At 66.9% G+C, this 25,243-nt stretch carries 23 protein-coding genes; 19 read left to right on the top strand and 4 right to left on the bottom strand.

Annotation, left to right across the window (positions count from 1 at the left end; genetic code table 11):
* The first annotated feature begins 3 nt into the window (after positions 1 to 3).
* Positions 4 to 1,701, top strand: a complete 1,698-nt coding sequence (locus ACQEVO_RS16515; RefSeq protein WP_432913949.1) for a hypothetical protein — start codon at positions 4 to 6, stop codon at positions 1,699 to 1,701.
* A 5-nt stretch (positions 1,702 to 1,706) separates the two neighbouring features.
* A complete protein-coding gene (locus ACQEVO_RS16510) occupies positions 1,707 to 2,855 on the top strand; it encodes a C40 family peptidase (protein WP_432913947.1) in 1,149 nt (382 codons plus the stop codon).
* 41 nt (positions 2,856 to 2,896) lie between these two features.
* Here the strand turns inward: ACQEVO_RS16510 and ACQEVO_RS16505 are convergent, their stop codons facing one another.
* The 3 genes from ACQEVO_RS16505 to ACQEVO_RS16495 are packed head-to-tail and all read right to left on the bottom strand — an operon-like array spanning position 2,897 to position 6,046.
* Positions 2,897 to 4,639, bottom strand: a complete 1,743-nt coding sequence (locus ACQEVO_RS16505; protein WP_432913944.1) for a hypothetical protein — start codon at positions 4,637 to 4,639, stop codon at positions 2,897 to 2,899.
* Positions 4,636 to 4,959, bottom strand: a complete 324-nt coding sequence (locus ACQEVO_RS16500; RefSeq protein WP_432913941.1) for a helix-turn-helix domain-containing protein — start codon at positions 4,957 to 4,959, stop codon at positions 4,636 to 4,638. Before ACQEVO_RS16500 ends, ACQEVO_RS16505 begins: the two co-directional genes overlap by 4 nt.
* Before the next feature lie 4 nt (positions 4,960 to 4,963).
* Positions 4,964 to 6,046 (bottom strand): tyrosine-type recombinase/integrase, encoded by a 1,083-nt coding sequence (locus ACQEVO_RS16495; RefSeq protein WP_432913938.1) that lies wholly within the window; start codon positions 6,044 to 6,046, stop codon positions 4,964 to 4,966.
* A 230-nt stretch (positions 6,047 to 6,276) separates the two neighbouring features.
* Here ACQEVO_RS16495 and ACQEVO_RS16490 point away from each other — a divergent pair, with 230 nt between their 5' ends.
* From ACQEVO_RS16490 to ACQEVO_RS16435, 12 genes are all read left to right on the top strand, one after another.
* Entirely contained in the window at positions 6,277 to 6,939 is a 663-nt protein-coding gene (locus ACQEVO_RS16490) for a hypothetical protein (protein ID WP_432913935.1), read from the top strand.
* A complete protein-coding gene (locus ACQEVO_RS16485; RefSeq protein ID WP_432913932.1) occupies positions 6,936 to 7,475 on the top strand; it encodes a hypothetical protein in 540 nt (179 codons plus the stop codon). Before ACQEVO_RS16490 ends, ACQEVO_RS16485 begins: the two co-directional genes overlap by 4 nt.
* Positions 7,472 to 8,746, top strand: coding sequence for a hypothetical protein (locus ACQEVO_RS16480; RefSeq protein WP_432913929.1), 1,275 nt, complete (start codon positions 7,472 to 7,474; stop codon positions 8,744 to 8,746). Before ACQEVO_RS16485 ends, ACQEVO_RS16480 begins: the two co-directional genes overlap by 4 nt.
* A gap of 46 nt (positions 8,747 to 8,792) precedes the next feature.
* Positions 8,793 to 9,734, top strand: coding sequence for a hypothetical protein (locus tag ACQEVO_RS16475; protein ID WP_432913926.1), 942 nt, complete (start codon positions 8,793 to 8,795; stop codon positions 9,732 to 9,734).
* Positions 9,735 to 9,936: 202 nt separating this feature from the next.
* Positions 9,937 to 10,758 carry a hypothetical protein gene (locus ACQEVO_RS16470; RefSeq protein ID WP_432913924.1) on the top strand — a complete coding sequence of 274 codons (822 nt, stop codon included), beginning with the start codon at positions 9,937 to 9,939 and terminating at the stop codon, positions 10,756 to 10,758.
* Positions 10,755 to 12,008, top strand: coding sequence for a hypothetical protein (locus ACQEVO_RS16465; protein WP_432913921.1), 1,254 nt, complete (start codon positions 10,755 to 10,757; stop codon positions 12,006 to 12,008). Before ACQEVO_RS16470 ends, ACQEVO_RS16465 begins: the two co-directional genes overlap by 4 nt.
* Before the next feature lie 28 nt (positions 12,009 to 12,036).
* Entirely contained in the window at positions 12,037 to 13,890 is a 1,854-nt protein-coding gene (locus ACQEVO_RS16460; RefSeq protein WP_432913918.1) for a type IV secretory system conjugative DNA transfer family protein, read from the top strand.
* Positions 13,887 to 14,732, top strand: a complete 846-nt coding sequence (locus tag ACQEVO_RS16455) for a DUF4913 domain-containing protein (RefSeq protein WP_432913915.1) — start codon at positions 13,887 to 13,889, stop codon at positions 14,730 to 14,732. Before ACQEVO_RS16460 ends, ACQEVO_RS16455 begins: the two co-directional genes overlap by 4 nt.
* A 15-nt stretch (positions 14,733 to 14,747) precedes the next feature.
* Complete coding sequence (locus ACQEVO_RS16450) at positions 14,748 to 15,689, top strand: hypothetical protein (RefSeq protein ID WP_432913913.1); 942 nt, start codon at positions 14,748 to 14,750, stop codon at positions 15,687 to 15,689.
* 279 nt (positions 15,690 to 15,968) lie between these two features.
* Positions 15,969 to 16,535, top strand: coding sequence for an NUDIX domain-containing protein (locus tag ACQEVO_RS16445; RefSeq protein ID WP_432913910.1), 567 nt, complete (start codon positions 15,969 to 15,971; stop codon positions 16,533 to 16,535).
* Complete coding sequence (locus ACQEVO_RS16440; protein ID WP_432913907.1) at positions 16,532 to 17,185, top strand: hypothetical protein; 654 nt, start codon at positions 16,532 to 16,534, stop codon at positions 17,183 to 17,185. The genes ACQEVO_RS16445 and ACQEVO_RS16440 overlap by 4 nt, the downstream gene beginning before the upstream one ends.
* A 96-nt stretch (positions 17,186 to 17,281) precedes the next feature.
* Complete coding sequence (locus tag ACQEVO_RS16435; RefSeq protein ID WP_432913904.1) at positions 17,282 to 17,926, top strand: HAD family hydrolase; 645 nt, start codon at positions 17,282 to 17,284, stop codon at positions 17,924 to 17,926.
* A 30-nt stretch (positions 17,927 to 17,956) separates the two neighbouring features.
* On the opposite strand, the gene ACQEVO_RS16430 is transcribed toward ACQEVO_RS16435, so the two are convergent.
* Entirely contained in the window at positions 17,957 to 19,225 is a 1,269-nt protein-coding gene (locus tag ACQEVO_RS16430; protein ID WP_432913901.1) for a hypothetical protein, read from the bottom strand.
* 409 nt (positions 19,226 to 19,634) lie between these two features.
* Here ACQEVO_RS16430 and ACQEVO_RS16425 point away from each other — a divergent pair, with 409 nt between their 5' ends.
* The 5 genes from ACQEVO_RS16425 (at position 19,635) to ACQEVO_RS16405 (ending at position 25,175) form a co-directional block, all read left to right on the top strand.
* Positions 19,635 to 20,528 carry an SAM-dependent methyltransferase gene (locus ACQEVO_RS16425; protein ID WP_432913899.1) on the top strand — a complete coding sequence of 298 codons (894 nt, stop codon included), beginning with the start codon at positions 19,635 to 19,637 and terminating at the stop codon, positions 20,526 to 20,528.
* 104 nt (positions 20,529 to 20,632) lie between these two features.
* Entirely contained in the window at positions 20,633 to 21,805 is a 1,173-nt protein-coding gene (locus tag ACQEVO_RS16420; protein ID WP_432913896.1) for a cytochrome P450, read from the top strand.
* Between the two features lie 79 nt (positions 21,806 to 21,884).
* A complete protein-coding gene (locus ACQEVO_RS16415) occupies positions 21,885 to 23,147 on the top strand; it encodes a cytochrome P450 (RefSeq protein WP_432913894.1) in 1,263 nt (420 codons plus the stop codon).
* Between the two features lie 10 nt (positions 23,148 to 23,157).
* Positions 23,158 to 24,969 carry a hypothetical protein gene (locus ACQEVO_RS16410; RefSeq protein WP_432913891.1) on the top strand — a complete coding sequence of 604 codons (1,812 nt, stop codon included), beginning with the start codon at positions 23,158 to 23,160 and terminating at the stop codon, positions 24,967 to 24,969.
* Positions 24,966 to 25,175, top strand: coding sequence for a hypothetical protein (locus ACQEVO_RS16405; protein ID WP_432913890.1), 210 nt, complete (start codon positions 24,966 to 24,968; stop codon positions 25,173 to 25,175). The genes ACQEVO_RS16410 and ACQEVO_RS16405 overlap by 4 nt, the downstream gene beginning before the upstream one ends.
* The last annotated feature ends 68 nt before the right edge of the window (positions 25,176 to 25,243 follow it).

The following is a 25,243-nucleotide window of genomic DNA, read 5'->3' as shown; positions in this document are numbered from 1 at the left end:
GTCATGAGACGAGCGAAGTCGCCGCGACCGCCGCGCACCGAGGTTCTCTCGGGGGTGCGGGTCCTCACTGCGGTAGCGCGGGCGGAAGCCGAAACCGTCGCAGGCCGGCCGGGGATCCGCGGGTGGTGGGCCCGGTTGAGGCTGTCGAGCGACGACCATCGCCGCGCTACTGCCACCGGTCGGGAGCAGCGCACCGCTGTCGACGGCTTCGAACGGCCGCTTGCCTCGGCGACCGACCGTGGGTTCGCCGGTGTCGGTGGGGGCCGCGCGTCGGTGGTGTCACGTATGCCGGAGTGGCGGTCGACCACGGTGCAGGTGGCCGGGTTGTGGCCGTTCGCGGTCGGGGCGAGTGCCCCGACTGTTGGCACCCCGGTCGGCACGCATTACATCACCGGCGCGCCGGTGCATTTCGACCCGATGTCGTGGTTCCTCAAGGGGTTCATCACTTCCCCGATCGCGTTCGTGCTGGCGTTGAACGGGTTCGGGAAGTCTTCGTTGATCCGGCGGCTGGTGACCGGCGCGGTCTCAGCAGGGGAGACCGTGCTGTGTCTGGGGGACACCAAACCCGACTACCGCGACCTTGTGGAGCGTATCGGCGGCCAGGTGGTCGAACTCGGGTACGGGTACGGGACCATCAATCCTCTCGATGTCGGGGCGCTCGGGCAGATTCTCGACGAGCTCCCCGATCCCGACCAGCAGCGCCGTATCGCCGCGCGGGTGGAGGCCGGGCAGGTTCAGATCGTTGCCGGGTTGATCGAGCTTGTGCGTGGCTCGCGGGTTGCCGACTACGAGGAGACCTTGCTTGCCGCTGGTCTGCGTGAGTTGTACGGCCCCGATGGCGGTTTCACCCACGATCGGCCGCCGCTGCTGGCCGATCTCCTCGTGGTCATCTCCGCCGGCGCGGAGCGGCTTCTGCGGTTCGCTGAGGAGGATGACACGGCCGCTTACAGGGCGAGTACCAAAACGTTGCGGCGGTCGCTTCGGGCGTTGGTGGAGGGTCCGTTCGGGGCGGTGTTCAACGGGCACACGGCTACCCGCTTGGATTTGGCGTCGCCGGCGGTGTGTGTGGATGTGTCACGCATTCCGGAAGGCGACACCAAATTGCTGGCCGCGGTCCTGATGGTCTGCTGGTCCGACGGGTTCGGTGCCGTCGCGGCCGCGCACGCTCTCACCGACGCCGGGCTGGCACCGCCGCGGGTGTTCGAGGTCGTCATGGATGAGATCTGGCGGGTGCTGGGGGTGGGGGAGTTCATGGTTGACCGCGTCGATGCCCTGACTCGGCTCAACCGGCCCCTGGGCACTGGGTTGGTCATGTGCTCGCACACCATCAAAGACTTGTCCGCGTTCGACTCTTCCGCTGCGCAAGCCAAAGCGCTCGGCTTCTTCGAACGCGCCCGCGCCAAAATTATCGGCCCCGTCGGCCCCGACGAAATCGAGCGCCTCCGCGGTGCGGTCGGCATCACCGACACCGAAAAACTCTTGGTCACTTCCTGGGCCGCGCCGCGACCACCCAGCGACGACGACCTCGACCCTACCCGGGGCGACACCCCGCCCGGGGTCGGGTGTTTCCTGCTGAAAACCGGGGAATCCGGTGAACCCGGACTGCCCTTCCGGATGGAATTCACCCCCACCGAGCGCAGCGCTGACATCCACAACACGAATCGGCGGTTTCAGGATCTGCCCGGCAACGGGAGCGGGTGAACCGGATGGACGCGACGAAAACGGTGGTGGCCACTGCGGTCGGGGTCCCGGTGGCGGTGCTGCTGCTGTTGATCCTGCTGGTCGCCGTCGACGACCCGGTCACCTGCGCCATGGCCCCCTCCGCCGCAGCCGGGATGGGTGGAGGAACCGGCGCGTCGGTGGCCGGGCTGTCGGAATCGCAGCTGCGGCTGGCCCGCGACGGTGTCGTCATCGGACTCCGGCGCGGTATGCCCGAGACGGTGATCGTGGCCGAGTTGGCTGCCCAGGCCACCGAGTCGAGCTTCCGCAACCTCGCCAATGCCACTGTTCCGGAATCGCTGACCTACGCCAACGACGGGGTCGGCTCCGATCACGATTCCGTCGGACCGCACCAGATGCGCGTCAGCGTCTGGAGTGAGGTCGGTATCGCGACGTTGATGAACCCGATCTATCAAATCAACTGGTTCTACGACCAAGCCGCCACTCTCGGTGCCGCCGCGACACAGATGTCACCGCCGGAACTGGCGCAGGCGATCGAACGCTCGGCCGCGAACGCCTATGCCGGGCAGATGGATCTGGCGCGGCAGCTGTATGCGATGTTCGCCGACCTCGACCCCGGCCCGGCCCCGCCAGGTTCGGATAGCGGCATGGTGGCGGGGTGCGGGCCCTCGGGCTCCGGGGTGCCGCTGACCGGGCAGACCTCGGCGTTCGGGCAGGCGGTCATCGACCACGCCGACGACTGGATCGGCACCGACTACGTCTGGGGCGGCGGGGACGTCCATGGCCCCACCGGTGGTGGGTTCGACTGCTCCGGACTGACCCTGTACGCGATCTACCACGCCTCCCAGGGCCGGATCCGGCTCCCGCACTACACCCAAGCCCAACAGGACCACCCCAGCGCGCAACCGGTCCCGTTCGATCAGAAGGCGCCCGGGGACCTGATCTTCTTCACCGTCCCCGGCGAATCCGATTCCCACCATGTCGGCATCTATTACGGCCGCGATGAACAAGGCAGAGATCTGCTCCTGCATGCCCCGACCACAGGTCAAAAAGTCACTGTGACACCACTGTCGGCGTGGGACGGAGAACGCATGGACGTGCGCCGCTACAAAGCTCTCGAGTTCACGAATTCCGGAGCACCCGAACCGACGAACCCGAGCGGGGTGGCGCCGTGAGCAGTGTATTCGATCATCGAGTTCCCGAATCCCGAGTGTTGCTAAGGGTCGTTTGTGGCGGTGAGGTCGGGGTGGTCGACAGTCTCAGCGTAACGGCCGGCCGCCTTGATGCTCAGGCCGAAGAAGTCGGCGAGGCGGCGGACGTCTCCTTTGGTGGCTTGAGCCTCGTCGAGGATGCGATCTTCGCGGAGGGAGGCCGCGGTCAGGCCTGGTCCCAGGGTGAGCCAGATCCAACGGGGGCCGACGGGGCCGGTGTGGGTGGCCGTGCGGTAGTGGACGAACAGGTGCGGATTGGCCGTGTTCGGCCAGCGCTGTGCTCGGTGGTCCAGGTACCGGGAGACCCGTGTTTGCACTGGCTGCGCCAGAACGATGCTTCGCCCGTCGAGATAGAGGCGGCCGTCGCGGTGTTCGGTCAGCGTGAGCTGCCTGATCGTGCGGGTGGGGAGGCCGTGGAAGGCGATGAGCGCTGCAATCGCTGCTTGCGCGGGGTTCTCGGAGTTGAGGGCCGATCGCAGCGGTGCGAGGTCGATGGGCAGGGGCTGGCGGGATTCCTTCTCGCCGGTCCTCACTCGGGTGGTCGGGTCGGTGAAAAGTATGCCGTGCGTTTTGAGCAGGCCGAAGATGGAGCGGAGTGCCTGTCCGGCGTGAGATCTCGGGGTGCCGGATGCGGGCAGCGCGCAGAGAACGTGGTCTCGGGTGATGTCTCGGAGGCTGGTGTGGCCCTCGTCGGCCCACCGTCGCAGGATGGGCAATGCCCACGACAGATTGGACCGGATGCTGCGGTCGGATCGAGGGCGTCGGCGAGGTTTCGGGCTGCCGTCGCGCATGATGCGGAACCAGGTGTCGAGCTCGGAGGCCATGGCCTCTGGCAGTTCGGCGAGTTGCCGCGCAACCCATCGGTCGACTGCGGGTATGCGGTTGTCGTTCAACAGTTCTGCGTCGTTGAGGACGTAGAGCACTGCCCAGATGGGCAGGTGGAACTGACGGAGTTGTTCGACGGTGCTGGCCTTGATCGGTTCGCTGCCGTGGCGGACGCCGAGCACGATTCGCAGACCGACGCATGTGGTCCTGACCAGCGCCGGACTCCAGCCGAGTTCGGCACCAAGAATGTGGGCCCGATCCTCGATCGGCGCCGCGAGCGTCTGATCGGCGCGGCGATGCAGACCGGCGCGACCGTGTGCGACGAGGTCGGGGTCGACGGGGAACAGCGCGAGCTGATCCGGATGGTGGTCGGTGGCTTCCTCGGGAACCGTTGCGTGCGAATCAGTTGGCTTGCGCCGGGTTCGGGGTCTGCGGCCGGTGTGTGTCCACCTGTAGGCGAAGAACAGCTGCCAACCCTGGGTGAAGGCGGTGTCGAAATCGAGGCGCTGTCCCTCCGGACGGTTCCATCCCGCCTGTTTGAAACAGAGCCGGCATACGCCCCAGTTTCCGAGGTGGAGCATGCGTTTGCAGCCGGGACAGGTTCCGGTGCTGGGGTTGGTGATGCGGTACTGCGAGCATCCGCGGCACAGCCACTTGAGGCCGCGGGTGGCTCCCCAGGCGAAGCAGTCTCGGCAGGAGTCGACACCCGCATCCGGGCTGCCGGCGTGGCAGCGTCGGCACAGGCCGTTGGTGTAATAGCCGCTGGTCGCGCCGCAGCGCAGACACGGTGGCGGGGTGACCGGGCCACCGGGCCAGCAGAGGAAGCAGTACTTGACAGTGCGCATGGCGATGGGCCGATCACCGCAGACGACGCACATCGCCTGCCCTCTCGGGGCCTTGGCCGGCGCCTGTTTGCTGATCATGCTGGGGGAGGGGTTCGGTTCCTGCCCAAACGCGGTGTCACTCGCGGTGCTTCGGTGGCCGCGTTCGCGGCGGCCTTCGTGGAGGGGCGACGTGCCTGCACACGCTCGGGTTGGCAGATCAAAAGCTCCGCGGGTGAACAATCGAGTACTGCGCAGATCACGTCGAGGTCGTCGAGCCGAATCGTTGTCGGCGTGGTCGTCCACAGCGCGGACATCTTTCCGGCGCTGATTTCCAGGCCGTACTCCGCAAGCCGCCGGCGCATCTCGGTCGACTTCCAGATTCCTCGCTCGGCGGCCTTGAGTCGCAGGTTCCATTGCATCGGTCTAGCTCCCGGTTCCGGACAGACGGGCTGCGACCCGTTCGTTGGCTTGCGTCCATGCCTGCTCGATGTGGTTGTCGTGTACGTGGATGTAGCGGGTGGTCGTCGACAGCCACGAGTGGCCGAGCAGTTCCTGGATCGCCTTCAGGTCGAGTCCACGCAGGTACAGCGACGACGCGCAGAAGTGGCGCAGCCCATGAGGAGTGAGCTGGCCTTGTTGCTGGGGCAGCCACTGGACTATCGCACCGGCGAAACCGGTACGCAGCGCATTCGCACCGACACGACGACACCTTCCACTGCAGATATCGCGTCGCTCGCTCGGGAAAAGCGGCGCATCCGGATCGTCCCAGTCATCTCCGAACTGGTGACGCACGTCGGTCAGCCACCAATTCAACAGGTCGGCGACCGAATCGATCGCCGGAACGAGGCGCGTCTTCGGGCCGCGGCCGTGACTGCCTTTACCGAAACGCACATGGAGTTTTCCGATCTCGCCCAGGTCGGGGCGCCAGTCCCGGATGTCGAGCGCGGCGGACTCACCGATCCGCAAACCGAGACGCCGCCACAAGGACGCAGCCATATAGTCACGCGCGGCGGGGAGGTACTTGCGAGCTTCTGGAAGCGCTTCACGCCAGCCTGCGAACAGGGTTTCAACCTCATCGGCGCTCGGCGGCACTCGCGGAGCGAGCGGGTAAGGCTTGTTCGGAGTGTTGAACTCGTCAACGGGCTGGCTGACCACGTAACCGGTGAGTTCGTGGATATCGCCCTGGTGACGCGAGACCAAGAACTCGAAGAACCGGCGAAGTGCAATAACCTTGCCGAACAACGTGTTCGGAGCGCGTTGCTTGTTTCGCTGCCAGGCCAGATATCGGTCCACGTCAGCGGATTCGACGGTCCACACCGGGCGGCCGACGAACCGGATGAACTCGAACAACACCTCCCGACATCGGCAAACGTGCCCATCGGAGATGCCGCTGGCCGCCATCGCCAGCGCGAACTGATCCACCAGCTCTTGCTCGAAGTCTTCGAAGTCCTGGTCGCTGCTCAACTGCCGCGGCGAGCGAATGGTGCGCACAACAGCCAGCGACATACCGGATCTCCACTTCAACAAGGCCAGAGAAACGCCGAGGATTTCAATGATTGTTCAGGAATCCCGACAGAACGTCAATCCCTTTCCGGGCTGTCGCAAACCCGGGTTGACCTGCCTACCAGCGCGAATCACGAAAAACCGGCGGGGCAGGAACCGGAGAGGTGTCAGACAACCCCAGCCGGCGGCGGCAGCGGAGAGGACCCGGAGCTGGGGCCGCAAGGACGGCAAGCATGAACGAAACCTCGAAACCGTCGTGGCGGTACCCGGATCGCGGGGCCGTGACTCCGGAGATGGTGGTGCGAGTCCGGCTACCGCAGTTGCATACCTTCACCCGTACCGCCCAGTTCGACCAGGTCGCGGCCGCGCACAGGTTCACCGATGTCCGCGCGTTCAACCGGTTCCTCGACGCGCTGCTCGATATCGGCGGCATCGACTACGACGGCCTGCGTCAGCTCGAAGAGGCCCACCGCGGGGCGGCGCAGCGCCTGGCCGAGGCAGCACGGCGCGGGCCGCGGCTGACGGTGTGGTCTGCGGCGACACTGACCGCCTTCACCCTGTGCCGCGGCGATGGGCAGGTCATGTGGCGGGACCGATTCCCCCTCGCCGTGGGTGGGATCGAAGCCGCCCAAACCTCGGCACTGCACGCGATCTGGCTCGCCGGGCGAGCACGCGAATACCTGGGCGCCGACGCGGCGACCGTGGACCTGCGGCTGGCGCGGGGCCGCGGCCTCGACGAGCAGGTTCTGCGGCGTGAAGCGCTGGCCGCGGCGCTGGTACTCGACGCGGTCGTGGTGGCGGTGCACAACCCGGCCGCCGAGCACAGCACCGAGGTCGAGGTCGTCGACTGGCGCTCCACCGACCTGTCCACCCTCCGATCCCAGGACTCGCCATGAAAACCACAGCCCTCGCTGCTCCTGCCATGATCCTCGCCGCGCTCACTGCCACCGGATGTGGCGCAAACCCGGCCACCGACCATTCGAGAACCGCCGAAGGGTGTGCCGCCGCCAGGTTCACCGCACCCTACGAGCAGATCGACCCGTGCTCGGCCGAATTGGTTCTGCAGGCGGCGGTGGCCGCGACCTTCCGCTACCGCCCGGCCGATGACCCGGATCCCCGTGCTGCGTTCGCGCGTGCACGACCTGTCGTGCAGGACCGGTTCGCCGAGCAGGCCGATCCGGCTGCCGCAGTGTGGGCGCCGATCACCACCAGTCAATGGCAGCGATGGCGGGACCAGCAGACGCCGGTCACCACGACCGTCCACATCACCGGTGACGACCATCCGCCCGACACCGCCGCGACGACCGATCGTGTCCTCGCTGTCCGCATACAGCCGGCCCATGAGCCGGCGGTCGCGTTCACCGTCTACGCCAACGCCACCCGCTCTCCCTGTGGACCGTGGCTGTTGTCGGGGCTGGGGGTGCAGTCATGAGCGGGGATCCGGTGGAGGAATCGGGTCAAGCGATCCGCACCGGATTCATCCAGTCCATGCAAACCGCGGCGATGATGACGAACCTGCTGCAACGCCGCGGCGGTGAAGCCCGCTCCCGCACCGAATCCGACCAACGCCTCCGCCACGCCGAGGCCAAGGAATACCGCTCCTTCGTCGAGCACCAGCTGCGGATGAACACCGGTGTGGAGAAGGCCTCAGACGAGCACGCGCTGAACCAGGCCCGGCTCACCGAGGTCCACGACCGCAACAGCCGCGCCGAGGACCTGTTCGACCTGGAAGCCCAGTTCAAAACCGAGCAGATCCAGCGTGCGAGAACCAACCAAGCCAATCGGGAAGAGTCCGAGCGCGTCGCCGGCGACCAGAGCCGCGAGCTGCATCAGGCGCGGATGGACGGCTACACCCGCCGCGAGATCCACGACAACACGCTGCACGCGCTCGACGTCGAATACAAACAACTGCTCATCGACATCCGCCGCCGCGCCGCCGGATTCACCGACACCCTCACCGATCCCGAGGCAACCGGCCCTACCGAGGCCGCCGACACCCCCGGAGCGACGGGAGGCACCACCTCGGGTGAAGGGCCGACCAGGACGACACAGGACGGAGCGGCCGATGCCTCCGGCGCGGCAGGGGCTACCGGTGCGGCCTCCAGCGGTAGGGGAGCGGGCACCACGGCGGCGACACAGGAACGGGAGGCGGTGTATCGGCGGGTGTTGGCCGAGGTGTATCGCCGCAAGGCATGGCTCACCGGTCTGCTCACCGACAGTGGGGACATCGGTGCCGCGGCCGCCTCGAGCGCGGCGTTCGCCGCCGCTACCGGGGCGGCCGGGCTCTCGGAACAGCACGCCGCCCATGCGGACGCCTACCGGCAGCGATTCAGCGCCGATACCGGCATGGATCCCCGCAACCTTCACGACGACGGGACGGGAGTGGGCAAGCCGGACGTGATCGATATCGATGCGGCGGATCTCGAGGTCGTCGACGTCGAAATCACTGGGGCTGGGGCTGGTGGTGTGGACCCCGGCGAGGTGTTCGCGCTGGCCAAGGAACTGACCGCCGGTACCTATCTCGAACACGCCGCCGGACTTGGCCCGGCACCGGTGACACCGGATTCGGTGCCGGTGGCCGAGGTCCTCGACGCGGCGGGTCTGACCGAGCTCTCCGCCGGTGAACTCCGATTCGACTCCGGTCCCGAACCGCACACCCCGGCGGGCCCAGATCCGGGACCGGACATGGGGCGCGAGCGGTGAACACCTCCGGCCGCAACCACAGCACAAAGAAGAGGAAGGAAGAGAAGTGACGACACCTGATTGCCCGGTTCCGGACCGGGTAGGGGCGTGGCAGGCGGGAATGCTCAGACGTGTGCAGCGGCTGGCGACCGAGCACGCCCGCATCGAGCGCGCCGGTGAGCGGGTTTTCGACCGGCCCGAGGTCGACGGGCCTCCGGTCGAAGCGTGGCGCAATCGTCTCGAGGAATTGACGACGCAGCGGGAGCAAGCCGAACATGCTGCCTGGACTGCGGGGGTGCCGCTGCGGTGGATCGCCGCGGCCCGCGAACTCGGCGCCACCGGAGCACTGCCCAGGGATAAGATCCCGGCCCCGGATATGCCGGCCCGCGACAACCAGCTTCAGCAATGGTGCGTGGACATGCTCGCCCCCGACCTGTGGCAGATGCAGCATATGGCGGCCCTGTCCGCAGCACACACCGACCGGGTCGCCGCAGGCCGTTGGCCCTACCGAGTGGACCCGGTCGCGGTGGACCGGTTCTCGGCGAACATGACCGCCTTGCACGAGCGGATCACCGCCTTGTCCGAGGCCGCCGCGCTCACCCGCGACGAAGGTGCACAGCTGTGGAGCTCGATGGACGTGCACCGCTTCCACGCCGCCACCGTCAGCGGCCTCACCGATCATGAACTGGCCACCTCGTGGCATCGATGGGCTGCCGCCGACCCCGTCGGCAAACCGCCGTATCTACCGCAGCGCCCCCCAATCACGTCGGTGGAGTGGGCGCGGCCCCCGCTGCCGCAGCAGATGGTGGACCGCGCGGCGTTGACGATGCACACCGGATTCAGCGACCCGGCAGTCGAGCATCTGGCTCCCGACGGCGGCGGCGCGCAGATCGGTGCCGCGGTCGAGGCGATGACACCGGATGGTGCCGGGTCGGAATGGGACACCGACCCCGACCCCACCGCCTCGACACCGGCCGGGCCGGGACCCGAGCACGGCCTCGGTTATTGACCCGCTGACGACACAGCGACAGCACACTCTCCGAACTTCATTATTTGCGAATGCGGTGACCATCACCGTTTGTGGCCGCGGGTACCGGCCACGATGGTCCACCCTCGACCACATCTTTTCAGGGGACATCCGAACACTCCCGGCCGCAGCACTTTGCGCGGGCCGGTGGAGCGCACCTCATGACCACGAGGAACGAGAAACGATGTCCGACACTCCTTTCGACAACCAGCAACCGGCCGGACCGGACCGCGAACAGCAGCTGCGCGAGCTGTATCAGGTGGCCGCGATCCCGTATGCGCTGCGCCGCGGTCCCATCGACCACGACTACCGGCTGCAAGCGCGTCAAGACAGCATCCACGCCGCGTGCCTGCGTGAGGTCCAGAACCTGTCCGCCCTGCGCGCCCGCCTGAGCCGAGGCCTGCCGTATCTGGCATTGACCGAGGTCGAACAAGCCCGCCTGGACCTGACGTACAACGCGCTGAACGGGGCACGCCTGGCAGCTGACCGCGAAGGTGTCCCGCCCGCTGACATCGACGCGTCCGAGGCTGCCGGCACCACAGGCACCCCGTGGGTCCACGGTCCCGGCCACCCTTATCTGGGGCGGATCGAACAACTGACCGAGGAACTGCGGCAGGCGCGCGACCTGATCGACGCTCAGCAGCACACGATCGCCGAACTCGGAACGCACACCACTCGCGACGCCCAACGGATCAGCGAGCTCGAACAACTCCTCGTCCGTGAGCACAGCCACCTCACCCAGGCATGGTCGGTGATCCAGGACTACCGGTGGGAAACCGGCATCGAACGCACCTCGGCACCGCTGCCGGACTGGATGAATGCTCTCCGTGAACAGGCCGCCGAAACCCATATCGATACCGACCCGGCCCCCGCAGAGTCCGGGCAGGAGATGGGTGCGGCGATCGAGGCGGTCGGTGACGGCACTGGTGCATGGGTCACCCACGACGGGACGCCGGCACCCGGTCGGGTCCCGGGTTCCGGGTCCGGTCCGGAGGTGGGACCGTGAGCAGGTTCTCCTCCATGACGGGGATGACAAACCCCGCCCACTACGCCGGACTGGGCGCTGTTCAAGCCCGGCTCCGCGCGGACTTCGCCCACTACTGGCTCACCCGCGATGTCATTCCCGACAGCGCCACCCCGCAGATCGCGGCCGAGCGGACCGCGACCGCCGAAGGGCTGGCCGCGACATGGAAAACCCACCCCAAACCGCATCTGCGGGCGGTGTGGCAGCAACTGCAAACCACCGCGGACCGCTGGAAGCACCGGCCAGAGGTCACCCGCCGAATGTACGAGCAGCTCACCGCCGCCCTGCCACCCGGTCGGCACGAGAACGACCCGATTTGGCGCACACTGCGCGACACCGGCCTGATCACCGAACGCCTCGACGCCGGCATCACCGGATCCGGACAGGACCAAGCCCGATGGTATCCCCACGACCCCACTCGGGCGCCGGGACGAGAGCGTGCAGCAACCCGGCAGAGCGAACCCGCGCCGGTCGCCGATTCCTCCGAGCGGGCAACGGCGTTCGACCGGGCCCTGGGCGGACGGGCGAAGCATCTGGCGAGCATGGTCGAGGTCGAAGCGGTCATCGCCCGCACCGACGCGTTGCTCGGCGAGGAGGGAGCGCGCGGGGATCTCGACACCGGCGCGGAAGCCCGTGCCGCACTGCTGCCCGCCGAGCGGCGCACCGCGCCTATCACCTACGACTACGGCGGCGATATCGAAACCGTCGAGCGGCAGATCGCCGCGCTGCGGCAACTGCAGGACCTGACCGCCGAACACACCCGCCTGGCCGGACGCTGGGAAGGCACCCTCGATGCCGACCAGGACCACATCGGTCGCCTGGAATCGCTGATCGCCGCCATACGCTCGGCGCGGACCGCGGCCGCAGGCACCGGCGCCGCAGACGCCGACATCGACGGGGCCTACCACGCCGGCTTGGACGGCGCCTACTGGAGCGACCGGCCGGGCAGCCCCGGGATGGGCCGCCTCGCCTACCTGATCCAGGAACGCGACAACGCCCGCGCCAGCACCGCCGTCCCGTCCTCCGAGAGGGCGGTCGAGCCCGCCCTCACAATAGCGACCGAATTCGGGGTCGCCGCCGACAGAACGGACGGGGGAGGGGCGGCGATCAGCGACGCCGTCGATGCGGCGTTCCCCGACCTCGAGCCCGGCAGCGAGTTCTGGGACGACACCGACCTAAGCGAACCCCGGCCACCCGCAGCGTTGGGCCGCGAGGTCGACCTCCACCCCTGACACCGGCTATCGAACCCGGAGGGCATCCGTGTTCTCGACAAGAGAAACCCGCCGCCGCACCACCCGCGGCATGGGCGAAGAAACCACCCTGCTCGCCCTGGCCTTGGCCCTCGTGCTTGCGGGGCTGGCCGCCTGGGCGGCGCTGAGTATCGGCAACGCGGCGGCGGGGCGTCCGGTCACCGCCAACCCCGCCACCGCCCTGGCCGAAATCGTGTTCGGGCAACGAAGCTGGCCGTGGCAGGCCACCATCGCCGGCGCGGTGTTCACCACCGTCGGTGTCACGGCCGCCGTCGTCGCCCGCCGGATATGGGCCGGCGGCAGCGAAATCGACGCCGCGGCGCGCACCATGCAACGCCCCAGCGATATTCGCATCGCCCGAGTCCAAGACAACCTCGCGGCGAATCTCCGTCTGCTCCGTGACGCCGACGCACACACCCAAGCGTTGCCCGGGCCCCCGTTGGGGCGCACCGTGATCGGGGGCATCGAGTTGCATGTGCCTGCCGAACTCGGCGTCACCATCGCCGCGGGCACCCGCACCGGCAAAACCATGGCCTGGGCTATCCCCGCCGTGCTGGCCGCGTGGGGTCCGTGCCTGGCCACCTCGAACAAACCGGACCTGTACCGGCACACCGTCTACGGGCGGCGCCAGCGCGGCCGGATCTGGGTCAGCGACCTCCAGGCGGTTACCGGGCAAGTCGTCTGCGGGTTCTGGGTGAACCTGCTGGCCGAGGTGATGGGATTGCCCGCTGCCCGCAAACTGGCCGGGTTCTTCGTCTCGGCCTCCACGGGCACCGCCGCCCAGGCCGCGAACGCGCGCGTCGACTCCTATTTCGACGGCGGCGCCCAAGAACTACTCGCCTTGTATATGTTCGCCGCCGCCATCGCCGGCGGAGATCTCCTGCATGTCGCCGAATGGCTCGGCCACGACCAAGACGACACCCCCGCCATCATCCTGCGCCACCACGGTCACCATCGCCCCGCCGACCGGATCACCGAATGCCAAGGCCTCTACGCGAGGCAACGCGACGGCCTCTACGACATGGCCAGAAGGTTCCTGAACGTGCTCTCGGACATGGGGTACGCGCAGATGGTCACCCCACCACGCCGCTGCGACATCAAAGCCACCGAAGAAGCTGATCCACAGTCCGGGGAGACAATGACCGCGATCGAACGCATCGAGCTCGCCCCCACCCACCAGCTGCCGGAATTCTCACCGCGACAGTTCGTCACCTCCACCGACACCCTCTATGCGCTATCGATGGCCGGTCACGACAGCGCCACCCCACTCACCTCCGCGCTGGTCGGGCAAATCCTGGAAGCCGCCCTCGACACCGCCCGCGCCCGCCCCGACGGCCGCCTGCCGGTGCCGCTGCTGGCCGTACTCGACGAGGCCGCCAACTGCGCCCGCATCGGCGAACTCCCGAGCTATTACACCTACGCCGGCGGCTGCGGCATCATCCTCATCACCATCCTCCAAGTCCTCGAACAGGGTGAAGACCTGTGGGGCGCGAACGGTTTGGCGACGATGCGCGCCCAGTCCATCGAGGTCTACGGCGGCGGTATTGCCGCGGTGGACTATCTGCAGCACTGGTCACAGATGACCGGCCCGCACGACGTCGCCGACCGCTCCCGCAGCCACGGACACCAAGGCACCCAACGCAGCCTGTCCTGGCGCTCCGAACCCATCCTCGACATCTCCCTGCTCGCCGCCCTCCCGAAAGACCGCGCCCTGGTCCGGCTTCCCGGCCACGGACCGGTCTTGGTCCGCAAGATCTGGTGGCATGACACCGACTACGCCCCCGACATCCGCACCTCTCTGGCCTCGTTCGAGAAAGCTGATGAGGCCCCGGCGCTACCCGAACCCGGGGGTGAGCCTCGGTGAGCGCATCGAGCTCGGGCACCGGGAAACGGCCCGTGCCGCCGGTGTTCCAGCATTTCACCGACTTCGCCCACCGGTGGCTGTTTCCCACCATCAGTGTGCGGCTGGCCGAAGCCAACCGCGAGAACACCTACACGTGGTGTCGGCAGTGGTGGGCACATCGCCCCGTCGCGGTCCGCATCGCCCACCTGCACGCCGCGTTCGAAGCCACCCGCCGCTCCGGCGCCGGCACCGGCGTCAGCACCCTGCTGACCGCCCACATCGACCCGCACATGAACTACATCCTCGACGCCGCCAACGGACCCCTGCACCGCTGCACCCGCACCCGCCACCTCGACACCCCAACCCTGCCCTTCGACCCCGTCCCCGACCACTGGTTCCACCGATCCACTCCCACCTCCACGACCGGCGACGAAGGCGGAGAGCAGCAGCAGAAGAAGGCACCTCGCTACTCCCACCACAGTGACTTCGTCGAGGAGTGGCTGCTGCCGGTCACCGCCGTGCGGATCGCCGCCGACCACCGAGAAGGCCACTACACGTGGTGCCGGCAATGGTGGCGCCACCAAGCGGTCGTGGTCCGCTTCGCCGCCCTACACGCCGCGTTCGAAGCCGCCCTCACCTCCCCGGACAAAACCGCCATGAGCACCCTGTTCATCCGCCACATCGACCCCCACATGAAATACATCCACGACGCCGTCAACGGGCCCCTGCACCGCTGCACACCCACCCGCCACCTCGACCCCGGCACCTTGTCCGCCGCACCGATCCCGCCGGCCTGGTTCGCCACCGACACCACCCTCGACCGGCTCGGCTTCGGCCCCGACTTCCGCGCAATGCGGCCATAGACCGGAGCCCCTACGATGCCCCCGATCCAGCCCACCCCAGCACAGGCGAAAGTCCTGCGCTGGTTACAGAACCAAACCGTCACCGCGCGAGAAATGCGGATACGAGAAACCGAACGCGAACGATCCGGTGAACCACCCGCACCGCAGGTGTACCAGAAGATGCACCGCAACGCCGTCCTACGCCGCCAACTCCAAAACGCCGCCCTCGCCGGCGGTGTCCCCCAAACGTGGCTCGACCACGTCCGCGAACGCGCCGGCAAAGGCATCCGATGGCGCCCGGAGCTGTACCTGCGCATCCCCGAACCCGTCGACCGCGACCACCTGCTGGCCGTCCTCACCACCGACGTCCACCGGCTACGACAACACATCGCCACCGCGGTCGGCTACGCCCACATCGGCGCCGCCCGAGAAGCCGGCACCGCCACCTCCTTCGACCGCAACCTCCGCACCCTGTGGGCCCGCACCGCCGCCGTCACCGCACTACTCACCACCGACACCGACAAAATCGAGCAAGTGTGGGGTCACATTCCCGACTGGAAAACCGCCGCCGCCTCCACCCTCGCCACCACCGGCCCCGAGACCCTGGCCCAACGCTGGCGCAGCCTTGCCCGCGAAGACACCAGCAGCCACAAACACCAAGCCGACGTCCTCGCCGCCGCAGGACTCACCACCGATAACGCACCGATCCCGACCCCCTCGACCCTGGTACCTCAACTCCGAAGCCTCCTGTACTACGAGGAAAGCCTGCCTCCACACCCGGGGCAGCACGTGGGCCACACAATCGACGCAGCCCTCGACGCCATGCATCCGTGCAGTGCGGACGACTCTTTCAACGCGCCGGCGACTGACCAATCAGCTTTTGGAGGCCCCTACCCGACGGGCAGCTGGGTCGCCGACGCCGAACCGATGCCCGACCACCAGGGACCTTGTGCCCCAGACACCGCATACGACCTATAACGCATCTTTCACCAGAGTTCGACAGCTATGAGCCGCGTCTACTCAGCGCCGGGTAACGCACACGTCCGCCGCGATACGCCCTTGCCGAGCAATTACCGCACTCGCCCAGCACCAGGTCGCTGCGCCGAACCGCTCACCGAGCAAACCGAACTCGAAAACAACGATCTTCGCCTGTGGAAACGGATTGCCACCGGGGAGTTCCCGCCCTTATATGCCGCGCTTCGACGATGAATTACGGAGCCGCGCAGCATGGCGGCGCGCATGGATATCCTCGATCGTATGGAGTCCGCCACTGCCGCTGACCTCATCGGCACGATTACTCCCATCGATGACCTGGAGCGGCGACATATCGAGCAGACCCTGGCCTGGCTCGAGCGGACCGACGATGTGTATCGCCGCTTCCCGCCGGCGACACCATCACCGCATCTGGTGGCCTGTGTGGTTCTGGTCGACCCTGTCGAACGTGGAATCTATCAAGGGCGACACCGCAAGTCAGGTCTGCACCTGCCGATGGGCGGACATCTCGAACCCTTCGAGCACCAGCTGGCGGCAGCGCGCCGGGAAGCCCACGAAGAACTCGGGCTGGACCCGAGTTTCGATATTGTCGGGGACCGCCCGCTGTTTCTGACCGTCACAACAACCATCGGTCCGACCGGCGGGCATATCGACACCTCATTGTGGTTCGTCGCACGCGGTCACCGCGACGAACAGTACGAGCTGGATCCCGATGAGTTCGACGGGGGCCAGTGGTGGGATCTCGACCCCTACGGAATTCCGGACTCGGACCCACATCTGGGACGGTTCCTGCACAAACTCGATAGCGCGCTGCGCCCCGCCCTCGCGTGACCGGCACACTGTTGGTGATCCGCGGCAACTCTGCCTCCGGAAAATCGACCACTGCCGTGACGGTCCAGCGTCGCTTCGCCCACGGAACATGTGCGGTGGTGTCACAGGACGTGGTGCGTCGAAACATCGTCCGCGAGCCGGACGAGCCCGCTGCGTTCAACATCGATCTGATCGAGCAGATCGCCGGATTGTGCCTGGCCCGAGGGATGGTGGTGATCGTGGAAGGCATCCTCGACGCCAATAGATATGGAGCGATGCTCGAGCGGCTCGCCGGCACGGTGGACTCGGCCCTTTTCTACAGCTTCGACCTCTCCTTCGCTGAAACACTGACACGCCATGCGGGCCGTCCTCAATCGGCGACGATCCTGCCGGAACAGATGGCCGACTGGTATCACGGGTGGCAGCCGCTGCGATTCGTCGATGAAATCCGCATCGACGCCGCCTGGACACTCGATTCCCTATCAGACCGGATCTACCACGATATCCAGCGATGGCCAGTGCCCTCTCTTCGCCGACGAGAAGACGAGACCGCCGGGAAAATCGGCGACCAAGTCGAGGAAAATGGCGGCGGCGGATTGCCGACCAACCAATGCGTGAGTCATGGACCTGGCTCGCCGGGCACCGTCCCAGGCGGGTCGTCGGATCGGTGAGGTCCAACTCGGAGCTCTGGATATAGCGAACTAGGCTGACATGCTTAGGCGGGCCTTGTGCATGGTGCAGGCGGTGGATCGGGAGGAAGACAAAGGATGCTACGGGCGGTTGTTTTCGATGTCGGCGAAACCCTCGTCGACGAAACCCGTGAGTACGGTACCTGGGCAGATTGGTTGGGTGTGCCACGTCACACTTTCGCTGCCGCGTTCGGTGCTGTGATCGCCAGTGGCCTCGACTACCGCGAGACATTCCAGATCTTCAAGCCTGGGTTCGACCTCGACCGTGAGCGGCAGGCACGCGTCGATGCGGGCAAGCCGGAGTGGTTCGGCGAGGATGACCTGTATCCCGACGTCCACCCCGCCCTATCCGCGTTGCGGGATATGGGTGTGTGGGTCGGTGTCGTCGGTAATCAGACCAAACGCGCGGGCGGGCTGCTGCGTGGGCTCGATCTTCCCGCCGACTTCATCGCGACGTCCGATGACTGGGGTGTGCAGAAGCCGGATACGGCCTTCTTCGACAAGGTGGTCGAGGTCGCGGCGTGCGTGCCGGATGAGATCGTTTATGTCGGTGACCGGATCGACAACGACATCACCCCGGCGAAGAAGGTGGGTATGCGTACCGCATACATTCAGCGCGGCCCTTGGGGATGGATCCACCGCGACAGGAAAGATGTTGCTGAACTGTCGGACTGGATCATCCATGACCTCACCGAACTCCCCGGCATCGTTGCCGGTTCTTGACGGGTCGCAGGTGATCATGATTCACGGTCGTTAGCGGACGATCGAGTTGACGGTGGTGTGCCAGTCGTACAGGCGCTCGTCCAAGGCGCGTACTTCGGGTAGCGAGTCCCATTTGCGGAGTTTCTGCCGGACCGCTTTGATGCGGTCGAGGGTGGTCGCGTACCAGTGTTCTGCGAGGATATCCAGCGCTGCGCCCAGGTAGGTGCATGCTTGCTCGGGCGCTTTCTCCAGCACGCATGCCGCGGCTGCATCGGCGAGATAGACCGACCGCTGCTTCTCGGATTCCGGGGGCAACTCGTCGAGTACCTGTTCGAGCGTTGCCAGTGCTTGTCGGCCGTCACCCGTGGTGATCAGGGTGTTTGCCTTGAACCCTGCAAGGCGTGTCGGTGAGAACCAGTCCATCCAGGCGGGCGACGGTGCTTGCGCGGGGTCGTGGAGTGCGTAGTTCTTTTCGGCACGTTCGAGAATGCTGACTGCTTGGCGTGGGTTTCCGAATCGGGTTTCGGCTTCCGCTTCCACGGCATCCAACCATGCGGTGATTTCATGGTTTGCCTGGCCTCTGCGGGCAAATGCTCGTGCTGCGCGAATGCGTTCGCGTGCTTCGTCTGCTCTGCCCATGTCGCCGGAGAATGCCGGAATGAACGCCATATGCGCGAGTACCGCCGCGCCGAGCAAGGCATCACCGGCCTCGTGCGCAGTTTGCAGAGCGAGCACGAAGCTCGATTGCGCGTCTTTGGGTTGCTGAAGGTCGAAGAACTCCAATCGGCCGGACAGCAAGCTGGACTCCGAAACCGATTGAGCCATTACGGTTTTTGCTGCACCCTCGATATGAGCGAGCAGCTCTTCCCCCAGGCGTGCGTGGGTGGATACGGAGCGTTGTAGCTGGCTCGCGGGCAACGACCAGTACAAGTGCCGATGCGCGACCGTGATCGCTCTGTACTCGTGGGCGACGGTCGCCGGCAGAGCAGTAGCCGAGCCGGCTCGACGGTATTTCCTCGTCGAGCCGGTGGCACCGTTCGCCCGTGCGTCGGGCGTTGTTGCCGCGTCGTCGGACCAGGGTGGAACGAATCCGAGCTCGGTCACAGGACGTTTGAACAGCGCTTCCAGCGCGGCAGCATATTCCGGGTTCGGCCACGGTGGCTCCGACGATTCCCAGCGCCGTACTGTGCGGCTTGCCACTTCGATTCTCAATCCGATCTCGCGGGCAACAGTGGTGAGTGCATCTGCCAGCGCCGCTTGGGATCGATACCCGAGAGCTTGCCGGGCTGCTCGGAGGGCGGCGTTTCCTGAGTTCACCATACGGGCGATCATAGTCCGCTATTGGGCATCTGTGGACACGTGTGCCCCGTCCTGAGGCCTTATGAAGTCCTCTTGTATGTCCTTTTTTCGGACTTTAGTGCAGGTCATGCTGGTGTAACGGCGGACATCAATCGATGCGTGGGCGAGTGGCCAGGTTGATCTTCCGCCACCATCCGAGTGCGAGAGGGACTATCTGATGCGGACCATCCACCCAGTCCGAGGTGTGGCTCAACTCGTTGGACCACAACTGTCGTTACCCATTCACCTCGGTGTCCTACCCCACATCCCAATATCGACTGTCAGTGAAAACTCCGGACGGTGTGCCCCCCGCGTCGGCCCTCGACGACCGGACTCTTGGGGAACTCGACCCAGTTCCGGGAAAGCTCCCGCTTTCGGCTCGAGGCGGTCGATGAGTGCCACGCCCACTCCGGAGATAGTCGCTCCCTCCCCAGTCGGTACAGATATCGCGCGAGCCAGCATCCCCCGGGTCTACGACTACAGCCTGGGCGGTAAGGACAACTACGCCGTGGACCGCGAGGCTTTGGGGACGGTGCTCCAGGTCGCGCCCGGCCAGCGGGAGGTGTCGTTGGCGAATCGCCGCTGGCAGCATCGGGTGGTCCGGTACCTGGCGGAGCAGGTCGGTCTCGAGCAGTTCCTCGATATCGGCGCCGGCCTGCCGAGGGTGGGCAACACCCATGAGATCGCGCAGCTGGGAAACCCCAGGACGACAGTCGTTTACGTCGATAACGATCCGGTGTGCGCGGCGCATGGGCGGGCGCTGCTCGAGCGTAACGAACGCACCCATTATGTGCTGGCAGACTTCCTGGACGCGGGCACACTGCTGGGAAACCCGGCCGTGACCCAGTATTTCGAGCTGGATCGCCCGATCGGCGTCCTAGCCTGCGGGGTGTTGCAGCATATCGGCGATGACCTGGACCCGGCCGGGGTGATGGGTGAGCTGATCGACCGGCTGCCGGTGGGTTCGTATGTGGCTGTCTCGCATTTCTATGACCAGGGGGAGGAGCACCCGGAAATCCATCGGGTAGCGCGGGATTTGGAGGCCGCGTTCACCGACGGGGTGGGGTCGGGCTGGTATCGCACCCGCGAGGAGATCCTCGAATTCCTCACCGGTCTGGAGGTGGAGCCACCCGGGTTGGTCGAGCTCGACGATTGGTGGCCGCTCGGACCGCCCAAGCCTGAGTGTGAGCGGTCGCCGGAGGAACGGACGATGCGCGGCGGGTTGGGGTGTAAGCGCCCGCCGCTGCTCCGGCTGGCCCGTGCCCGACGTGGGGCGGCGGACTGAATGCGGAATCGAAGAAGCAGGGGAGAAGTGTGGTGACGAGGTCTGTCGGCGCTCGAGCCGGCCAACCGGCGGTGCATGGGTCGCCGGTCGATCGGGATAGCCGGGTGGTGCCGTTGTATACGGCTGGGTTCGCTGCCGATCCGGTCCGGTTCTATCGGGAGTGGCGGGCGGAGTTCGGGCCGCTGGCGCCGGTCGAACTGGCCCCGAGTGTCGCGGCGACGCTGGTGATGGGTCATGCAGAGGCGCTGCATATTCTGCGGGGCCCGGAACGGTTCCCACCCAGCCCGGGCGAGTGGCTGAAAAGAGTACCGGCTGAGTGCCCGGTGCGGCCTGTGCTGGGATCGGGCCCTTCTCCGGCCCGGACGTCCGGTGTCGAGCATGCTCGGTACCGGGGTGCGCATGTCGCGGTGCTGGGCCGGGTGGACCTGCATGCGGAGAAGGCGGGGGTGGAGCGGGACGCGGTCATGCTGATCGAGCAGTTCTGGCATCGCGGTGAGGCGGAGCTGCGTGCCCAGTTCGCGGCCCCGCTGGTGTTGGCCGCGGTCAACCGGCTGGTCGGGCTGCCGCAGCAATGGCCGGGTGAGGTGGCGCAGGCGATCCTCGGATTGACCGACACCGCGGATGCCGCGGCGGCAGCGTCGGGTCGGCGACTGCTGGAGTCGGTGCTGCATCGGGTGGTAGCGGATAAACGTGCTGTCCCGGGCACCGATCTCGCGTCGTGGCTCCTGGCCCACGACGCGGGGTTGTCGGTGGACGAGGTGGTTGCGCAGCTGTTGCTGATCTATGACATGGCGGTGGAGCCCACTGTCGGGCTGATCTTGAACACGGTGGCGTCGCTCGTGGCCGACGACCGCATGGACGCCGCGTTGGATGGCAGCCAGTCCACGCGGGATGTGCTGGATGCGGTGCTGTTCGACAATCCACCGCTGGCGCAGTGGTGTGTGCGGTATCTGCAGGTGCCGCAGTTGATCGGCAACGTGTGGCTGCCCGCGCACCAACCGGTCGTCATCGGCCTGGCCGCGTGCCACCGCGACCCCGCCATCGCCCGCGGGGATCGGCGAGGCAACCGCTCGCATCTTGCGTTCGGGGCCGGGCCACACGCCTGTCCGGCCTCCGATCTGGCCCGGTTGATCGCCGCGGCCGCGGTCGACCAGCTGCTGGACGCGGTGCCGGATATGCGGCCGGCCGCCGAGTTGGTGTGGCGGGCGGGCCCGTTCCACCGGTCGGTGACCGCGCTGCCGGTGCGGTTCGCACCGGCCCGGCCGCTGCCGCACTGACCCTCCCCTCGTACTCACCGCCCACCCGCTCTGTCGCTTTTTCGCCTTGTTGCGCATTTTGTGAGGACACCAGAAGATCATGGTCACCCAGCAGTCTCGGGCCGGTAGCCGTTCGATCGAAAGCCTCGGCCCGAGGATCAAGCTCTACACCCCCGACTTCGCTGCCGACCCGTATGCCGAGTATGAGCGGATGCGTGCGGGTCGGCGAACGCTCGCTCCGGTGGAACTGGCGCCGGGGGTGCCCGCGACGCTGGTCGTCGCGTATCACACCGCGATCCGGATCTTGAACGATCCCGAACGGTTCCCCGCCGACCCCAGGGTCTGGCAGAAGAGCCTGCCGACAGATCACCCGCTGCGGCCCATGCTGGAATGGCGGCCCAACCCGTTGCGGACCGCCGGTAAGGAACATGCCCGCTACCGCGAGGTGCTCAACCACGCGCTGGCGGTGGTCGACCTGCACGCGGTACGCGAGCACACCATCCGGGTCGCCGCCGAGCTGATCAACCGGTTCTGCGGCGCCGGAAAGGCGGAGTTGATCGAGGACTACATCACCCCGGTCGTGATCACCGTGCTCAACGAAACCGTGGGCTGCCCACCACGCATCGGTGTCCGGCTGCGGCCGGCGTTCGCGGCGATGTTCGAAGGCGTCAACACCGACGAGGTCAACGCACAGGTGGCCGCGGGGTTGTTCGAGCTGATCGAGTCCAAACGCCGCCACCCAGGCCGCGATATCGCCTCACGGCTGGTCCACGAATGCGACGGCCTCAGTGATGAGGAGCGGATGTCGCAGCTGGTCACGATCTACTCCGCCTGTATCGAACCCGTACGGAACCTGATCGCGAACACGATGCGGCGGATGCTGACCGACCCCCGCTACCGGCCCGACCCCACCCAGTACACGCCACCGGTCCGCGACGCGGTGAAGGAAACCCTCGCCAACGACCCGCCCATGGCCAACCTCTGCAACTCCTACCCACGACAACCCGTCCTGATCGACGGAGTGTGGCTACCCGCGGACCAGCCGGTGCTGGTCAGTATGGCCGCGTGCACCACCGACCCGGCGATCGTCGGCACCCGAGGCTGGACCGACAACAACTCTCATCTGGCCTTCGGTAGCGGCCCCCATGCCTGCCCACCGATCGCTCGCCAGATGTCGGAACAGCTTGCGGTGGAGGCGATCGCCCAGTTCTTCGACGCCCTCCCCGAAACCGAACTCGCCGTCCCCGCCTCTCAGGTTCCCTGGCGGCCCGGACCGTTCCACCGAGCACCCGCAGCCGTGCCCGTCACCTTCCCACCCACACCACCGCTGACCGTCACCGCTCGTCCCGTATCACGGAAATGAGTTGCCCACGATGACAACAACTCTCGACCAGATCACCCCGATCGGATATCACGGTGACGAACCCACCGTGGCCGCGCTCCGCGATTCGATCTACGGCCTGCACCTGACCACTCACCACACAGCCCGCGACATCATCCTCCGCCTCGGCGATGTACCTCAGGATCATCTGACCTACGCGATGGAAGCCGACCTCGGCCCGACCCTGCTGCGTCAGGTGATCGCTGAGGTCGGGATCCCGGCGCGCGAGATCGCCGCCGACACCCACCTGCGGGGCGCGCTGGGCGACTGGGCCGCGGTCGCCGCACCCCACTTGCTGACCGTGTGGACCGGGCATTTCGATCTCGCGATCGGTGCGATACTGGCCCACGGCACCGGCGCCCCATATCAACAGAAGTGTTTGGCCGAGTTGGACACCGGGACGGCGGTCGGCGTCTTCGCGCTGACCGAGCTCGGGGGCACCAACGGCGCCGACCAACAGATGGAAGCGGTGTGGGACCGTGATGCGGACGGGTTTTGGCTGTCCACCCCCACCCCGGGGGCGGTGAAAGGTCCCCCGAACCTCGCCGACCCCACCGTCGCCAAAACGGTGGTGTTCAGCGCACGCCTGATCGTCGACGGCCGCGACCAAGGGATCTTCCTGTTCCTGTCCCGCCTGCGAACTCTCGAGGGCGGGATGGCCGAGGGTGTCGAGGTCGGGGAGATGTCCAGCAAACTCGGTGCCGCCATGGACCATGCCTGGGTCCGCGCCGATCGGTTGTTCGTTCCCCGCCAGGGCTTGTTGGCGGGACAGTGGGCCACGATCACCGACGACGGCGAGTTCCGCTGCGACGAACCCGATGTGCGGCAGCGCTGCCAGCGCTCGATCAGCCCGCTGATCGGGGGTCGCCTAGATCTGGCCACCGCCAATATCGCCGCTGCCCGCGCCGGCGTCGCCGGCCTGATCAACTACTCCCGGCAGCGCCCGCACGGTCACAGTGACGTTTTGCAACGTGACCTCGTCACCTCCGCCGCGCACGTCTACGCGGGCAGTGTGCTGGGTCGGCTGGTCCGCGACCTTTCCACGCAACCCGCCCAGCGGGACCGGTTGCCGCTGTGGATGATGGTCGTCAAACCTGTCCTGACCACCATCGCCGAGAAAGCCCTGCGCACGTGTAGCGCACGCGCGGGAGCCCAGGGTCAGCTGCGCTGCAACTACTACCCCGACTGGAACGCCAACGCCACCGGCTCCAAAACCGCCGAAGGCGACACCCAAGTCCTGGAGAAAGCCGCCGGACGCACCCATCACACACTGTCGACAGTCGAACTGCCTGGCAGCCCGAACGTGTGGCCGTGGTGGCTCGACATGATCATCACCCGCGAGACGACCCTCGCAAGCGACCTCTACACCGCAGCCGGTCGCGACCAGGACGGCGACGAATACGAACCAGAAGGCACCGCGCTGGGGATCGACTCGACGAGGGTCGACCTTGCCCGCACCACCGGTGTCAGGCTCGTGGTGACGGCCGCGCTGATCGCTGCGGAGCAGGCCTGCGACCCGGGAGCCGCTACCGTGGCCCGAGCGTGTGCGGCCGTGGTGGCACTCACCTACCTCGACCGGCACAGCGGCTGGTACAACGCCCACAGGCAGCAGCCCCCGGACCACGCCGAGAAAACCCACGACGAACTACGGCGCAACCGGGTGATCGTGGCCGCGAACCAGACCGTGATGGCCGCAGCATTCGATATCCCCGAACTTCCCGCCGCCCCGATGTTCGCCCCGGACTACCTGCAGGCATGGAGCCACCGGGCCGGCTGGGACGAGCACACGTTCGTGGCGCAGTGAACACACCCGCCGCTCGCACCGGAAGCATCGACTGTGACCGATGGCGGTTCTGGCACGACGACTGCCGCGAAACCGAACCCACCTTCACCTGCTACGAGGAGGCAGACTTCGTCCGTCGACAGCACGGCGGCCACGGGGCCGAATGCGTGCGATTCGCTGCCGCGATCGCATATCTCGACGGTCACACCGACGACGACTACGAATAGCTCAGGGCAATGATCGTGCGCTCGCTGGCCATGCACCAACTCCTGCACCACACCCGTCTACCGGACCG

The sequence above is a fragment of the Nocardia sp. CA-290969 genome, assembly GCF_050936135.1.
GTDB lineage: Bacteria > Actinomycetota > Actinomycetes > Mycobacteriales > Mycobacteriaceae > Nocardia.
Note: the sequence above shows the minus strand (reverse complement) of the source record. Positions and strands in the feature narration are given on the sequence as shown.

Bases quoted from the DNA above. Each gene is read 5' to 3' on its own strand.
- ACQEVO_RS16515 (WP_432913949.1), top strand. From the start codon at position 4: ATGAGACGAGCGAAGTCGCCGCGACCGCCGCGCACCGAGGTTCTCTCG.
- ACQEVO_RS16510 (WP_432913947.1), top strand. From the start codon at position 1,707: ATGGACGCGACGAAAACGGTGGTGGCCACTGCGGTCGGGGTCCCGGTG.
- ACQEVO_RS16505 (WP_432913944.1), bottom strand. From the start codon at position 4,639: ATGATCAGCAAACAGGCGCCGGCCAAGGCCCCGAGAGGGCAGGCGATG.
- ACQEVO_RS16500 (WP_432913941.1), bottom strand. From the start codon at position 4,959: ATGCAATGGAACCTGCGACTCAAGGCCGCCGAGCGAGGAATCTGGAAG.
- ACQEVO_RS16495 (WP_432913938.1), bottom strand. From the start codon at position 6,046: ATGTCGCTGGCTGTTGTGCGCACCATTCGCTCGCCGCGGCAGTTGAGC.
- ACQEVO_RS16490 (WP_432913935.1), top strand. From the start codon at position 6,277: ATGAACGAAACCTCGAAACCGTCGTGGCGGTACCCGGATCGCGGGGCC.
- ACQEVO_RS16485 (WP_432913932.1), top strand. From the start codon at position 6,936: ATGAAAACCACAGCCCTCGCTGCTCCTGCCATGATCCTCGCCGCGCTC.
- ACQEVO_RS16480 (WP_432913929.1), top strand. From the start codon at position 7,472: ATGAGCGGGGATCCGGTGGAGGAATCGGGTCAAGCGATCCGCACCGGA.
- ACQEVO_RS16470 (WP_432913924.1), top strand. From the start codon at position 9,937: ATGTCCGACACTCCTTTCGACAACCAGCAACCGGCCGGACCGGACCGC.
- ACQEVO_RS16450 (WP_432913913.1), top strand. From the start codon at position 14,748: ATGCCCCCGATCCAGCCCACCCCAGCACAGGCGAAAGTCCTGCGCTGG.
- ACQEVO_RS16445 (WP_432913910.1), top strand. From the start codon at position 15,969: ATGGAGTCCGCCACTGCCGCTGACCTCATCGGCACGATTACTCCCATC.
- ACQEVO_RS16435 (WP_432913904.1), top strand. From the start codon at position 17,282: ATGCTACGGGCGGTTGTTTTCGATGTCGGCGAAACCCTCGTCGACGAA.
- ACQEVO_RS16430 (WP_432913901.1), bottom strand. From the start codon at position 19,225: ATGGTGAACTCAGGAAACGCCGCCCTCCGAGCAGCCCGGCAAGCTCTC.
- ACQEVO_RS16425 (WP_432913899.1), top strand. From the start codon at position 19,635: ATGAGTGCCACGCCCACTCCGGAGATAGTCGCTCCCTCCCCAGTCGGT.
- ACQEVO_RS16415 (WP_432913894.1), top strand. From the start codon at position 21,885: ATGGTCACCCAGCAGTCTCGGGCCGGTAGCCGTTCGATCGAAAGCCTC.
- ACQEVO_RS16410 (WP_432913891.1), top strand. From the start codon at position 23,158: ATGACAACAACTCTCGACCAGATCACCCCGATCGGATATCACGGTGAC.